We start from the raw sequence: 13,893 nt of genomic DNA, 5'->3' as shown, positions 1-13,893 counted from the left end.
AAGAATAGGGACCGTGGACGGGCAGCGGGGCGAGATCGGCTTAGCCGATGCGGTGGAGGAGGCTGCGCTGCCGGTGGTGGCGGAGCCGCCTGCCGGCACCTTGTACGTCCTGCCGATGGAGGACGGGACCGAGGCACTGCGGCAGGCCCTCGGCGCGCAGCTGGAGGCGGTGGCGCTGTGGTGGGAGCGGCCGCCTCCGGCCGGGCCCGGATTCGTGAAGGTGGCGCCCGCACAGCCGGTGACCAGCCGTCATGACGTGGAGTGCTTCCTGGAGACGTCGGGGATCCGGGAGGCGGAGCCGGACGTCCCCGTGGTGCTGTACGTGTCGGGCCACGGCCTCACCTCGGGCGCGGCCAAGCACTTCGCGGTCCTGCGGGACACCGATACCCATCGGCTTCTGGCGACGGGGCTGCGTACGACGGAGATCGCGATCGCCGCGCTCGACTCGCACGCCCGGGACGTCCTGGTGATCGTGAACATGTGCGAGTCCGCCGATGTGGGAGGGGAGCTGCTGGAACTCTCACGGAGCCTGGACACCGCGCGCACCACGCGCGCCACGCTGAACGTCCTGACCACCGCCGCGCCCAAGATGCGGGTGATGGGCGGGGAGTTCGCGCTCGTCCTGCGCCGGGCCCACGAGTGGCTGCGTACGGCCGGCGGGATCACCCGCCCGTACCTGACGATGGACGAGTTCAGCCGGGCCCTGTACCAGGCGGCGCAGGCGGTCGGCGCGGAGCTCGGCCGGAGCCTGTCCCTCGACTGCCGCCCGCTGATGGGCGGCAAGCTGCACGTGGCGACGGCCGCGCTGCCGAACCCGGGCTACCGGCCGGAGCGGGCCGCTGTGGAGGAGAGCCGGCAGGAGGTGGCGGCGACCCTGGAGGACCTGGACTACTGGCTGGAGAAGGCCAGCGGCCGCACCGGAGCCGACGACCCCGGCTGGTACTTCTCGGGCCGCAAGCGCCTGAACGCCTCGGTGGTCTCCTTCCTGAAGGGCGCGCCGGGGGTCCTCGTCGTCACGGGTATCACCGCGAGCGGGAAATCGGCGATCCTGGGCCGCGCGGTGACCTTGAGCGACGCGACGTTCAGGACGTCGGCCCTGTTCGCGGCCGCCGTCGGCCACTGCCCGCCGGACACCGTCCCGGACGAGGGCGCGGTGACCATCGCGGTCACCGCGCACAACCGGGAGCCACTGGGGCTGTTGTCGGTCATCGCGAAGAAGCTGGGGGCCGTGGCGGACCCCTCGGGCAGGGATCCGCTGAGCCGCTGGCAGTTGGGGCTGCGGAGGTTCCTCGGCTCGCCCGGCCCCATGGTGACGGTCGTCGTCGACGCCCTGGACGAGGCGACCGACCCGGCGGCGGTGGTGCACCAGGTCCTGGTACCGCTGGCCGGGCACCTGTCCGGCGCCGCGCCGTCGTCGCCCGTACGGCGCGGGTTACGGCTGGTCGTCGCCGTCCGCAGCAGCGACGGCGCCGACCGCCTCGTCCCGGACGGCAGCGGCAGCGGCAGCCAGGAACTGCTGGGCCGGCTGCGGGACGCGTTCCCCGGGGCGGCCGTGCTGCGTACCGACGACGAGGACATGGGCAAGGACGTCGAAGGGTACGTACGGGCTCTCCTGGACGGGGAGGCCAAGTGGGCGGGACACGACCTGACCGAGGTCGCGCGGACGGTGGCCGGGGCGGTGGGGCGGTCCTTCCTCGACGCCCGCGTGGCGGCGCACCAGCTGCGCACCGAGGGGCCGCGGCTGCCGGCCGACGCCGGCTGGCTCGCGCGGCTGGGCGAGGGCACGACGGGACTGCTGAAGGACGATCTGGCGAGGTCGGCCGAGGACGGCCTGGGGGCGGACGAGGCGCTCGCGCTGCTGCGCGCGACGGCGTTCGCGCAGGGACGCGGCATCGCCTGGGGGGAGGTGTGGCCCGCTGTCGCGTCCGCCGTCCACGGGAAGGCCCTCCGGGATGCCGATGCCAAGATCCGGGTGCTGCTGGAAGGCCGCCTCGCTGGGTATCTCACCCGTGACGTGGAAGAGGACCAGCGGGTGTACCGGCCGGCGCACGAACGGCTGGCCGCTGTCCTGCGCGCCTGGCCTGTGGCGGGCGCGGCATCTCGTGGGGGGATGGGAATGACGGATGGTCAGGATGAGCCTGCCGAGCAGCCTGATGAGGCCGGCGGTGCTGATGAGGTGACGGGGCCCGGCGCGACGGGGGACGCGTACGAGGACACGTACGAGGACACGTACAGGGACGACGATGCCGCCGTGCACGCCCGCATCGCGCGGGCGCTCGCCGATCTGGCCGCGCCGCACACCGGCGGCCTCGCCGCCGGAACCGCCCCGCACCCGTACGTACGGCGGTACCTCGCGCGCCACGCCCGCCTGGGCGGGGTCCTGGACGACGAGCACGTGCCGGCCGACGTGCTGCCGTGGCTGACCGGCAGCCCGATCCGCGGACTGCTGGGCCCGGGACGGGGGCGGGAAGGCCGGCTCTGGCTGGAGGCGTGGGCCGCGGTCGAGCCGTACCTGCACCGGGCGGACCGGGAGGACCACCCCTCGCGCCTGGCCAGCCTGCACCTGGCGCACACGGCGCTGCGCCACCCCGGCCTGCCGCGCCCGCGCACCCCCGAAGAGGCGGCGGGGCCGCTGGCGGTGCTCTGGTCCCGGTGGACGCCGCCCGTGAACGTCCTGGCCACCCTCGACGCCACCGTGCGTTCCCTGACGGCGATACCGGGACCCGACGGGCGCCCCGCCCTCGCGGCGGGCGACGACGACGGCGGCATCGAACTGATCGACGCGGTCGAGGGAACGGCGGTCCGCGAACGGATCGGCGCCCACGAGGGATCCGTACGCCACCTGCTCCTCGCGCCGCGCCCCGCGCAGTCGCCGCTGCTCGTGTCCGGCAGTACGGACGGCACCGTCCGCCTCTGGGACCCCGCGACCGGCCGCCTCGTCGACCAGGTCCACCGGCCCGGCGGGATGTGGATCGCCGACGTGTGCGCGTACCGCGACAGCGGGCACGAGCTCGCGGTGCTCTGCGTCAACGGGGACGGCGTGGTGGTCTGGTGGAACGAGCGGATGGGCCCGCTGGACCTGCTGACCCTGCCGGGCGACACACCACGTACGGCGACCACCGCGCTGGCGGCGATGGAGGAGGAGGGGGAGGAGGAGCCGCCCGGCCGGCCGTTGCTGGCGATCGCCGACGGCGCGTCCCTGGCATTCCGGGACACCGCGGCCGAGGTGGAGGTGGCGCGGTTCGAGTTCCCGGCCGACGTACGCGTACTCGCTCCGACCACGCGGCCGGGGACGGTCGCGGCCGGCCACGCGGACGGGAGCGTCACCGTCTGGGGCGTCGGCGGACCGCTCGCCACCCTCACCGGCGCCGGCGGGCCGGTGAGCAGCCTGGCCGCCCTCACCCTGGGCGAACGCCACCTCCTCGCGGCCGGGACGGGCAGCCGCATCGCCGTATGGGACGTCTCCCGATGGGACACCGCCACGAAGGAGCCTGCGGCGCTGCTCGGCGGGCACACCGCCGCCGTGACCGCGCTCAGCCCCGTTGCCTCCCCGGATTCCGGGATCCTCGCGTCGGCCTCCACCGACGGCACGCTGCGCCTGTGGAACCGGGAGGTCCTGGAGCGGGCGCTGGCCACCCCCCGTACGCCGGCCGAGCCTGCGCCGACGGGCGGGGCGCTGCTGCTGCCGGAGCCGGGGGACTTGGGCCTTCGTTCCTGGTTCGCGCTCACCGGAGACCGCCCGCAGATCGACGTGCGGGACATCGGCACGGGGGACGCGGTCGCCCGGATCGACACCGGCCGGCCGCCGTCCGCGATGGCCTGGGCGCGCCGGCGGGAGGGGCGCGTACTGGTGTCGGCCGGATGCGAGGACCACGGCATCCGTCTGTGGGACGCGGGTACCCGGCAGGCGCTGCCGGACGTCCTCGAGGGTCACTTCCTCCCCGTCCGCGCCCTTGCCGGCTGCGCCACCGCCGACGGCCGGCATCTGCTGCTGAGCGGCGGGGACGACGAGACGGTCCGGCTGTGGGACCTGGACCGCCCGGGTCCGCTGCGCGAGTGGACCGGTCACGGCCTGCGGGTCCTGGCGGTGGCGGCGGCCTCGTGCGAGGGGGGCGGGGACTGGTTCGCCTCGGCCAGCTCCGATGGCACCGTACGGCTGTGGGACGCGGAACGCGGTGGTGCGCTGGGCGGGCCCCTGCGCTGCGACCAGGGGCTCCTGCACGCCGTCGCCGTCAATCCCGGCCCGCTGGGCGGCCTTCCGCCGCATCTGGCCAGCGGCGGCGACACGGGCACGGTGCGGCTGTGGGACCTGCGCGAGCGCCGCCCCCTGGGCGAGCCGCTGACCGGCCACACTGCGGCCGTGCACGCCCTGGCCCTGTGGAACGCGGAGGGCCACGGCAGCTTCGTCGCCTCCGGCGCGGCCGACGGGACCATCCGCGTCTGGGACGCCGCCACCGGGCAGTGCCGGCTGCTGCTCGCGGTGGGGAGCCCCGTACGCAGCCTCGCCGCGCACCCGTCGGCGGCCGGCGGGCGCTTCGTGCTCTCCTTCGCCGGGGACGCCGGAGCCGCCGCGGTGGAGATCGACCTCGCCGAATGCCGGGCGGGCGGAGCCTGATCACCCGCATGCGCCCCCTGCGTTCCTTCGTGCGCCCCCGATGACCACCGCAACCCGGTCGCGTTGGTCGTACCAGAGCATGAAAATGATCGTTCGGCATGTGCCACGGATCAATACGCCGTAGGGCGCGCGCCATCCGCTCATGAGCGCCCCTCATGAGCATCACACCGTCACGAGACCGGCTCTCCGGGCGGCCGGACCGCCCGCCGGCCCGGCCGCCCTGCGCGAGCCACGAGCATCACCGGCCCGCGCCTCGCGGAGGGCGGCCGGAGCAAGGAGAGCGGCCGCATGAGCCGGGACACCGTACAGCCGGACGTCGTCCTCGTCCCCGCGCCCGACCACGGCGTCTGGCGCCTGGGGAAGGCCAAGAACCCGGTCACGTACGAAAGGATCAGCCAGGAGGACGCGTCCCGGACGGGCGGAAACCGCTGGAGTCTGGTCAGCTACGACACCCTCTACTGCGCATCCCAGCACGACGGGTGCTTCGCAGAGGCCTTAGCACCCTTCCGTGTGGACCCCAAGATGCGGGAGGTCATCGGGGACGAATGGATGAAGCCGTCCTACATGACCCCCGGCAAGATCCCCCGTGACTGGACCACACGCCACATACTGGTCCGCCTGCAGCCTCCCAAGGAGGTCCGCTTTCTCGACGTGGACGACGAGCGGACCCTGGAAACGCTCTCCCGCGAACTCAAGGACGAGCTGGCGGAACAGGACGTGGACAGGCTCACCACGGAGCACATCCAGGGCTTCAACCGCCGGATCACCCGGCTGATCTCGGCGTGGGCCATCACCCAGCGCACCGGCCCCTCGAGGCAGGAGCGCCTCATCCACGGCATCGCCTACCGCTCCCGCTTCGGGATGCGCCAGTGCTGGGCCGTCTTCAACGACGTGGAGCTCAAGCAGGAGGAGACCAGCCTGATCTTCCCCGAGTCGGAGGCGCTGCGGCGGGTGGCCGAGGAGTACGACCTGACGATGCTGTGACCGGAGTCCCCCAGCCGCCCCTCACCCGCCCCTCACCAGCCCCCCTCAATCCCCTCGCGTTGCCCACCAGAAAAGGGGACTGAAACCAACCTGAAAGCCGCCACATCGCTGTCGTCCAAAAGAGCGAAACAACTCGTTCCCTGCCGCCCCCGCACCGCCGGCCACCCTCCCACCCCAGCAACATATGGACAGGTCAGGACGGAAGTCCGGGTTCAAACCGGTCAGTTGACGCACCGTCGAGAACATGCTGAATTCCGGCTAAGAGGTGGAGTTGGAAGGTGATAATGGGTAACCTAACCAGTACGTAGACCAACTTGGAGCATGGGGGGCATCTCATGAGCAACACCCGTTGCGCCGTCATTGCGTTCTTACCCGTCGGGCTGGCGCCACGCGTCGCGGCACCACCGCCCGCCACGGGCTCTGCACCCTCAGATCACCCCAGTCATCCATGTGCCGGATCCTCGCGGACCGGAATACATCGATGCTGAGCGCCGACCGCTGACCGCTGGTCGGCACGCCCCACCCCACCCGCGCTGGTACACGCTTCCCGGCGGGTCGGGAACACACCACGAAGCGTTCGCAGCTCGCCGAGACCGAGCGTCCCTTCCGTCTGCCCTCGCGGCAGCACGCGACAGCCAGGTCCTGCGGGCACACCCCGACACCCGTCGCCTGAACACGCGACCCGCCACCGGACGGGCGCGCAGTCAGGGCAACGAGGGAGACCTGACCATGCCTTCTGACACCACCACGCCCCCCGTCGCCGTCGCCAAGAGCGTTGCCAGCGCCGAAAGAGCCCATGTCGCCACCGTGCGCATGCACATCAGCGAGATCGCCCGCTTCCTCCAGGAAAACCTGGGGCAGCGCCTGACCGCGCGGATCGCCAACATCAGCGATCCCAAGCAGGTCGGCAAGTGGGCATCGGGCGACACCACGCCCCGACCCGAGTCGGAACAGCGCCTGCGCGCAGCCCTGCAGGTCTTCCAGCTCATCCAGGACGCCGAAAGTCTCTACACGGCTCGCGCGTGGATGATCGGAATGAACCCGCAGCTCGAGGACGAGGCGCCGGCCCAGTGCATCGCCGACGGCAGGATGCGCGACGTGATGGTGGCGGCCCGAGCCTACGTCGACGGCGGCTGACTCCACACCGGGCCCGGTCCCAGACCGAGCGCTTCAGCCGGCCTCTTCGGCCGACCGAAGCGCTCACCGGTCAGGCACCTTGTTCAGCTCTGTTCCCGCTCCACCGGAAGCCACAGCTCGGCATCGGTTCCGGTCCCGTCCGCGGACAGGCGGGTGTGCAGGATCTCGGGGCCGGGGCGGCTGCGGTACGGGTTGGACGGAAACCACTCCGTGAACACGTCCCGCCACAGCTCCTGGATGGCCTGTGGCGCCGGCCCGGACGTGGTGAAGACCGCCCAGACGCCGGCCGGGACAGGGAGAACCGTGGTGCCGTCGGGGGCAGCCGCCGACGTGATCACCCCTTGGTAGTAGTCGAGCTCGGTGCCTTCGGCGCGGCTCGGGTCCAAGTCGTCGCAGACGGCGACGATGCCCTGCGGCCCCTGGTCCGACAGCTTCTCCAGGCGCCCGAGGATCTGCCGGTCGATCCCGCGGACGAAGTCGATGATCGCCTGGTTCGGCCCCGCGTGCACCAATGGCACCCGGGCCTTGAGGCCGACGACGCTGAAGTCCGGCCTGTCCACTACGCGATAGCGCATGCTGCTGCTCCCTTCGACGGTGAGGCGGAAGGTCAACCGGGGCTGGGAGACGAGCGCGGCGCCGATACGCCGGGCCTCACCGGGGCCGACCCCGTGCATGACCCGGAACGCCCGGGCGAACGCCTCGCCCGAGCCGTAGCCGTAACGCACCGCGATCTCCAGCAGAGACTCACGCCCTGCGAGCACCTCGGCACCCGCGACAGTGAGCCGACGGCGCCGTATGTACTCCGACAGCGGCATGCCTGCGAGCGCGGAGAACATCCGGCGCAGGTGATACTCCGATGTGGCCGCGATGCGCGCCAGCTCGGCCGCATCGACCTGCTGGTCGAGTCGGCGCTCGATGTACTCCAGGCTCTGGTTGAGACGCTCCAGCACTCCCGGTCCCCTTCCTCTTTCGCGATCACCACGCTAGGCATCAGGCCCCCTGCCGGACCCGACATCCTGTGCCCGATCAAGTCGGGTACGCGCGGCAGCCCGGCTCCGCCGACTCAGGCGCTCCCAAGTCGCCCGGGAGGCGCGCGTACGCGAACGGGCCTGCGAGTTCGACGACGGCGAACGGCCTGATCCAAGCCCGGGGCTCTACGCTCGAACCATGAGGCATCGCGACCAAGCCCCCGAGGTTCAGGACGTACGGAACGCGGCAGCGGAAGGCACGGCGCGCCGACTCGTGCTCCTGCGACACGCCAAGAGCGCCTGGCCGGACGGGGTTCCCGACCACGACCGTCCGCTCGGGCCCCGCGGGCTGCGCGACGCGCCCGCGGCCGGCCGACTGCTCGCCCGCTCCTTCGACGTGCCGGATCTCGTGCTGTGCTCCCCGGCACGCCGCGCCCGGGAGACCTGGGACCTGGCCGCGGCGGAGCTGGACCGCACGCCGCCTGTCCGGCACGACCCGCGCCTGTACGCGGCGGACGCGCGGGACCTCCTCGACGTCGTCCGCGAAGTCTCTCCCGAGGTGGGCACCTTGCTGCTGGTCGGGCACAACCCGGGCCTGGAGGATCTGGTGCTGCTGGTCGCCGGGGCGGCGGTGGGGGACGTCCTGGAGCGCGTCCGCACCAAGTTCCCGACCTCGGCCGTGGCCGTACTGAGCCGGCAGGGCGCCTGGTCGGACCTCGAGCCGGGCGGCGCACTGCTCACGGACCTGGCCGTCCCCCGGGGGTAGCGGGAGGGCCGGGGTGTCCTGGAGGGCGGGCCGGGGCCCCTCGAACCGAGCGCGGTCGCCGGCGCCGCGCGGCAGCCCGATCCCGCTGGGCAGCAGTCCAGGGTCTACCCGCGCCCCCACTCAACCGGCGGGAGCGGCGGCGGGGGTGGAGCGAGCGGTCGGGGCGGTGCCCTGGGCGGGACCGGCGGCCGGTGCGGCAGCAGGTCGATCGGCTCGCGCAGGCGCAGCGTGGCGGGGAGGTCCAGCCGCCCCTCGCGGGAGGCGACCACGACGTCCCGTACCGCGAGCTTGGCCTCCACTGCGCACTGCCCGCTGCGGACGGCGGCGAGCAGGCCGTCGCGGACGACCCCGACGAGCCCGGTGATCCTGAAGAGCACGGTGAGGTTCACGGCGACGGTGGCGGCCTGGGCACCGTCCACGAGCAAATCCACCGACGGGTGGTGTGCGGAGCTGATGGTGTGGGTGGCCAGGGCGACGACCTCCTCGCTGCCGGGGTACCGGCGCGTGCGGCGCGCCGCCTCCTTGAGGGCCTCGTACTTGGACCAGCCCGAAGCCACCAGGGAGACGAGGTCGAGGTCGAGGAAGCCGTTGACGACGGTGGCCAGCTCGCGCCCCACGGCCCGGTCGGCCGCGGTGGTCAGGCCGTGCACGCCCGGGAGGAGGCCCGTCACCGCGCCATGGGCCTGGAGGGAGTCGGCGAGCGCTTGGGGGGCCTGCCCCTCCGGGCCGAGCAGCAGGGCCCGCACGGTGAGGGGATCGGCGACGGGGGCCGTGGTCATGAGTCCTCCTCCTTCAGCGTCTGGTCACCCGGGTCCGGGTGCGGTTCCAGCCGTACGGAGCGGGTCGGCGGGCCGGTCTCGGAGGGCTCGGCCACGTTGGTCGCCGCGGGGGCGGGGCGCAGCCGGGAGCTGACGTGGTCGTGGACCCAGCGCGGCCCGCGGTGGCCGTGGCTGAGGAACGCGTATCCCGCGAGGGCCAGCAGGGCCGCGCCGAGCAGGATCAAACCGACGACCAGGCCGACGGGGACCTGGGTGGAGGTGGGGCCGGGGGCCGGGGTCGGGACCGGCGTGGGCGGAGTCGGATCCGGAGGCGTCGGGGTGGGCGGGACCGGACCGTTCCCGGTCACCGTGAACGCCGCCGCGGCGCCCACACCGGAGCCATCGGTGCACTCGGCCCGTATGGTGTACGAGGCCTCGCCCGTATCGGGTGTCACGTCCAACCGGGTGCTGAAGGTTCCGTCCTCGGCGGGGGCCACCGTGTCCCACTGTTCGCCCTCCCATGACAGGGCCACCTCTGGGCAGTTGAATCCCGAACCGGATATGGTCACGGACCCGCCACCGAGCTGCATCGAGGGGGGATCGAGCTTCACCTCCGGCTGCGGCCCGGGCACAGCGGTCACCGTGAACTGCTGCTTGGCAGAGACCTGCTCGTACCCGACGCAGGTTGCGGTGACGGTGTGATCCGTGGCCCCTGCGTTGGACGGAACGGCGAACTCGGCGGTGAACGCGCCGCCGTTCACCGTGATGTCCGTCGGCGTGCGAGTCGGGAGCAGGCTGCCGTCCCACGTCAGCGTGACCGTACCGGCCTGGCCGTGGTGCGCGGCACAGCCGGCGAACCCGGAGCCGGTGACGGTGACCGGCGTCTGTACGGGACCCCCGGCCGGGTCCAATGTCAGGGCTGTCGGCCCGGGCTCGGGTATCACTTGGAAGTCGGCGGTGGCCTTGAGCTTCGAATCGGCCGTGCAGAGGGCGGTGACGCGGTAGGTGCCCGGAGTTGCACCGGGCGGAACCGTGACGTCGGTCTCGAACTCACCGTCGGCGCGGGCCGTGATGACGCTCGGGTTGTCGCCGCCCTCCCAGGTGACGTGGATCTCGGCGGCTTCGGCAGGGCGCGGCTCGGGCGCGAGCCTGGCCTTCGTGCAGCTGCCGAATCCGTAGCCGTGGACCCCCACCCTGCTCCCCGGCGGGCCCTCGTACGGATCGAGCGTGATGGACCGCGCTGCCGCGGCCTGGACCGGCGGGGCGGCAGCAGGAGCAGCAATGGGCGCGCCCCACGCGAACACCGTGCTCAACAGCACCGCGGTCAGCGAGCGGCCGGCCCATGGGGCAAGGGGAAACATGACCCTCCGTGAGCTGCTTCCCATTCTCCTCCGGGTTCCACCGGCCCGCCTCCTCGCTGACCTGGCCGTTCGCCGACAGTCCGGGCTGCGCCGGCGCGGTCCCCGGGGCTGGGGAGGCAGGCGTGGTCCGCGCTCAGGTCGGCTGCGGCGTGGCCGTGCTGCCGAGGAGACGGTCCACGAGGAGTTCCGGGTAGCCGGAGGCCGGCGGGTCGATGCCGAAGATCGCCCGCAGGTAGAGCGGCGCGACGAGCTGGTCGAGGATCTGGTCGAGGGGTGGCGGGACCTCGCCGCGGGCGGTGGCGCGGTCGCGGATGCGCTCGATGGCGCCGATGCGGCGCTCGAACTGCTGCGCGCGCTCCCCCTGGGCTGTGGCGCTGCCCGGCATGGACAGGGCGACGGCGCGGATGAGCAGTCGCCCTTCGGGCGTGCGGATGCTCGCGACGCCCGCTTCGGCCCATGCCGTCAGGTCGCCGCGCAGGGTTCCGGTGTCGGCCAGTGGCCAGTCCCGTTCGAGGCGGGTGACGACCACGTCGGCCAGGAGCGCCTCCCGGCTGCCCCAGCGCCGGTAGACGCTGGTGTGGTTCACCCCGGCGCGCTGCGCGACTGCGGGGATGGTGAGGTCCGCGCCTTCGGGGTCGGACAGCAGGTCGATGACGGCCTGGTGGACAGCCGAGCGGACCTGCTCGGGGCTCTTGCGGAGGCGCGGGGCCGGTTGTTTCGAAGTCACCCGCACATCGTAAGCACAATTATTTGCTTATTGGCGCCCCAGGGGTCTACAGTCCTGCCGTACGCACAGATCTGTGCTTAAGGAGAGTGTGATGAAGCCGCTGCTGTTCCCCGACAACACCCAGTTCCGGTACGAGACCCTGCGCTCCATGAGTCACATCGCCTACGGCGGCGCCGACTTCGGCGAGGTCGTCTCCACCAGCGAGCGCATCAAGGAAGGCGACTACGACAGCTGGCACGAGGAGTGGATGGCGACCGCCGACCGGGTCGCCACGGAAGCCCAGCGGGCCCTGGACGCGGGACACACCATCAGCGCCCGGGACGGATTCCTGCGCGCCTCGAACTACTACCGGTCGGCGGAGTTCTTCCAGCACGGTCACCCGTGCGACCCCCGCCACGACTACGCCTACGACCGCAGCGTGACCTGCTTCCAGGCCGCGGCCGCGCTCTACGCCCCCCGCATCGAGCCGGTCCGCATCCCCTACGAGGACACCACCCTGCTCGGCTACCTCTACCGGGCCGACGACACCGGCACGCCCCGCCCGACCCTGATCATGCACAGCGGTTTCGACGGCACCGCCGAAGAACTCCACTTCAGCGGCGCGCTGGCCGCCGTGGAGCGCGGGTACACCGTCCTGACCTTCGACGGCCCGGGGCAGCCCGGCCCCCGCCACCACCAGGGCCTGGTCTTCCGCCCCGACTGGGAGAACGTCATCACCCCGGTCGTCGACTTCGCCGAAACCCTGCCCGAGGTCGACAACAGCCGCATCGCGCTCCTCGGGAGCAGCATGGGCGGCGTACTCGCCCCCAGGGCGGCCGCCTTCGAGCACCGCCTCGCCGCCCTGATCGCCGTCGACGGCGTCTACGACCTCGGCCAGATATCCACCCGCCACATCCCCGGCGACCGTGACGAGGCCGAACGGCTCCTGCGCGCGGATTCCGCCCCCGAACTCGACGCACGCTTCGAGCAGATCATCGCCCAGGACGCCACAGCGCGTTGGGCGATCAACCACGGCATGTACGTGATGGGCGTCGACAGTCCCCGGGCCTTCAGCGCCTCCTACCTCGACTACACCCTGGGCGGCGGTATCGCCGAGCTGATCCAGTGCCCCACCCTCGTGTGCGACGCCGCCGAGGACGAGTTCTTCAAGGGCCAGCCCGAGCAGCTCTACGAGCACCTGACCTGCCCCAAGACCCTGATGGTGTTCACCGCCGAGGAAGGCGCCGGCGCCCACTGCCACCCCGGCGCCATGCGCCTGGCCCTCGCCCGCATCTACGACTGGCTCGACACCACCCTCGACACCGTCGCCTGACGCCCCGGCACACCTCCGGCACACCCCGACCGGGCCCGACCGGACCCGCCCCGACCACACCTGAAGGAAGCCGTCATGAACCGCACCGGTATCGAAGCCGCCCTCAACGACCTGCTCTTCAACCACGACATCACCCTGGAGGAGGCCGCCGAGCGCCACTTCACCCCCGGGTACCGCCAGCGCACGGACGGCGACTGGGCCGACCGCGCCGAGTTCCTCGACCACATCAGCCACCTGCGCGGCATCGTCGCCGGTGGCACGGTCGAGGTCCACGACGAGCTGTACGACGGCAACAAGTACGCCGACCGGCACACCTGCCACATCACCAAGAACGACGGCACCACCGTCACCATGGAGGTCTACGTCTTCGCAGACCTCGCCCCCGACGGCCGCTTCCACCGCATCGAGGAAACCACCCTGATGCTGAGCGGCTCCGACGCCGACCGCAACATCGGCAGCGCCCGCTGACCTGCCGACGGACCCCGGGCCGGTGGCCGCCACGTGCCCGGCGACCGGCCACGGGCACAGGCTGGGGTTCCGGTAGCGTCGGTTCCATGATCGCCCCCGATGCCCCTGATGGCCCCGATGCTCTCGACGCCCTCGTTCGCCTCTGCCCGCCGCCCACTGAACGGCCGCCCGCGGTGGACTGGGCGCAGGCCGAGCGCGCCCTGGGCGCGGCTCTGCCCGCGGACTACAAGCAGCTCGTCGGGACGTACGGCGACGGCATCTTCGACGAGACGATCTGGCTGCTCGTCCCCGACTCCGCCTACAGCGACTGCGACCTGCACGCGCAGACGACGGAACGGGACGAGATCCTGACTGACCTGTGGGAGTTCGAGCCGAAGCCCGCCGGCCTGCTGGAGGCGGGGGCGCGGGTCCTGCCGTGGGCGTTCGAGGAGGGCACGGGGGCGTTCCTGTACTGGCTGGCGCGGCCCGGGCAGCACCCCGACGAGTGGACCGTGCTCTACAACGAGGGGCGCGGCCCGCTGTGGGAGAGCCACGACACGGGGTGCCTCGCCTTCCTGCTTGCGGTGCTCACAGGAACCGCGGGAACGGCGTACTTCGGCCACCTCTACGAAGAGCTGAAGCTGACGGAGCACCGCTTCGCGACGGCCGACCAGACCCTCGGAGCGTCCAGGCGCTGACGCTGCCCGGCTGGACTTGGCGTGCTGTGCGGTGGAGCCGGGTTCCGGCGCGGCGATGAGTCTGCGGGCACCCGCAGGTCTATCTCTTGACGGAGACAACCGACTCATCGGGAGCAAGCC

General features: G+C 72.4%; 11 protein-coding genes. 7 read left to right on the top strand and 4 right to left on the bottom strand.

All coding sequences use genetic code 11. From position 1 onward, the window contains the following. Positions 1–13: 13 nt before the first annotated feature. The 3 genes from AB0M76_RS22585 to AB0M76_RS22575 all read left to right on the top strand — a co-directional run bounded on the left by AB0M76_RS22585 (position 14) and on the right by AB0M76_RS22575 (position 6,736). Positions 14–4,615, top strand: coding sequence for a WD40 repeat domain-containing protein (locus AB0M76_RS22585; protein WP_365954576.1), 4,602 nt, complete (start codon positions 14–16; stop codon positions 4,613–4,615). 288 nt (positions 4,616–4,903) lie between these two features. Further along, the gene (locus AB0M76_RS22580; protein ID WP_365954575.1) at positions 4,904–5,599 is read left to right on the top strand and encodes an RES domain-containing protein; all 696 of its coding nucleotides are present in this window, start codon (positions 4,904–4,906) and stop codon (positions 5,597–5,599) included. A 729-nt stretch (positions 5,600–6,328) separates the two neighbouring features. Further along, the gene (locus AB0M76_RS22575) at positions 6,329–6,736 is read left to right on the top strand and encodes an XRE family transcriptional regulator (protein WP_365954574.1); all 408 of its coding nucleotides are present in this window, start codon (positions 6,329–6,331) and stop codon (positions 6,734–6,736) included. An 83-nt stretch (positions 6,737–6,819) separates the two neighbouring features. On the opposite strand, the gene AB0M76_RS22570 is transcribed toward AB0M76_RS22575, so the two are convergent. Next, positions 6,820–7,686, bottom strand: a complete 867-nt coding sequence (locus tag AB0M76_RS22570) for an AraC family transcriptional regulator (RefSeq protein WP_365954573.1) — start codon at positions 7,684–7,686, stop codon at positions 6,820–6,822. A gap of 217 nt (positions 7,687–7,903) precedes the next feature. Between AB0M76_RS22570 and AB0M76_RS22565 the strand changes: the two genes are divergently transcribed. After that, the gene (locus AB0M76_RS22565; RefSeq protein ID WP_365954572.1) at positions 7,904–8,470 is read left to right on the top strand and encodes a histidine phosphatase family protein; all 567 of its coding nucleotides are present in this window, start codon (positions 7,904–7,906) and stop codon (positions 8,468–8,470) included. 104 nt (positions 8,471–8,574) lie between these two features. Here AB0M76_RS22565 and AB0M76_RS22560 read toward each other — a convergent pair whose 3' ends face one another. The 3 genes from AB0M76_RS22560 to AB0M76_RS22550 form a co-directional block, all read right to left on the bottom strand. Next, positions 8,575–9,249: a hypothetical protein gene (locus tag AB0M76_RS22560; protein ID WP_365954571.1), complete on the bottom strand. Its 675-nt coding sequence runs from the start codon at positions 9,247–9,249 to the stop codon at positions 8,575–8,577. Then, positions 9,246–10,589 (bottom strand): hypothetical protein, encoded by a 1,344-nt coding sequence (locus AB0M76_RS22555; RefSeq protein WP_365954570.1) that lies wholly within the window; start codon positions 10,587–10,589, stop codon positions 9,246–9,248. The genes AB0M76_RS22560 and AB0M76_RS22555 overlap by 4 nt, the downstream gene beginning before the upstream one ends. A gap of 133 nt (positions 10,590–10,722) precedes the next feature. Then, positions 10,723–11,316, bottom strand: coding sequence for a TetR/AcrR family transcriptional regulator (locus AB0M76_RS22550; protein ID WP_365954569.1), 594 nt, complete (start codon positions 11,314–11,316; stop codon positions 10,723–10,725). Positions 11,317–11,407: 91 nt separating this feature from the next. Here AB0M76_RS22550 and AB0M76_RS22545 point away from each other — a divergent pair, with 91 nt between their 5' ends. From AB0M76_RS22545 to AB0M76_RS22535, 3 genes are all read left to right on the top strand, one after another. Continuing rightward, the gene (locus AB0M76_RS22545) at positions 11,408–12,628 is read left to right on the top strand and encodes an alpha/beta fold hydrolase (protein ID WP_365954567.1); all 1,221 of its coding nucleotides are present in this window, start codon (positions 11,408–11,410) and stop codon (positions 12,626–12,628) included. A 75-nt stretch (positions 12,629–12,703) separates the two neighbouring features. Beyond that, on the top strand, positions 12,704–13,096 hold the full coding sequence (locus tag AB0M76_RS22540; protein ID WP_365954566.1) for a nuclear transport factor 2 family protein: 393 nt from the start codon (positions 12,704–12,706) through the stop codon (positions 13,094–13,096). An 86-nt stretch (positions 13,097–13,182) separates the two neighbouring features. Continuing rightward, on the top strand, positions 13,183–13,773 hold the full coding sequence (locus AB0M76_RS22535) for a hypothetical protein (protein ID WP_365954565.1): 591 nt from the start codon (positions 13,183–13,185) through the stop codon (positions 13,771–13,773). Positions 13,774–13,893 lie beyond the last annotated feature (120 nt).

This window comes from Streptomyces sp. NPDC051364, from assembly GCF_040682115.1.
Classification (GTDB): domain Bacteria; phylum Actinomycetota; class Actinomycetes; order Streptomycetales; family Streptomycetaceae; genus Streptomyces.
Note: the sequence above shows the minus strand (reverse complement) of the source record. Positions and strands in the feature narration are given on the sequence as shown.

Bases quoted from the DNA above. Each gene is read 5' to 3' on its own strand.
- AB0M76_RS22545 (WP_365954567.1), top strand. From the start codon at position 11,408: ATGAAGCCGCTGCTGTTCCCCGACAACACCCAGTTCCGGTACGAGACC.
- AB0M76_RS22575 (WP_365954574.1), top strand. From the start codon at position 6,329: ATGCCTTCTGACACCACCACGCCCCCCGTCGCCGTCGCCAAGAGCGTT.
- AB0M76_RS22540 (WP_365954566.1), top strand. From the start codon at position 12,704: ATGAACCGCACCGGTATCGAAGCCGCCCTCAACGACCTGCTCTTCAAC.
- AB0M76_RS22560 (WP_365954571.1), bottom strand. From the start codon at position 9,249: ATGACCACGGCCCCCGTCGCCGATCCCCTCACCGTGCGGGCCCTGCTG.
- AB0M76_RS22565 (WP_365954572.1), top strand. From the start codon at position 7,904: ATGAGGCATCGCGACCAAGCCCCCGAGGTTCAGGACGTACGGAACGCG.
- AB0M76_RS22555 (WP_365954570.1), bottom strand. From the start codon at position 10,589: ATGTTTCCCCTTGCCCCATGGGCCGGCCGCTCGCTGACCGCGGTGCTG.
- AB0M76_RS22580 (WP_365954575.1), top strand. From the start codon at position 4,904: ATGAGCCGGGACACCGTACAGCCGGACGTCGTCCTCGTCCCCGCGCCC.
- AB0M76_RS22535 (WP_365954565.1), top strand. From the start codon at position 13,183: ATGATCGCCCCCGATGCCCCTGATGGCCCCGATGCTCTCGACGCCCTC.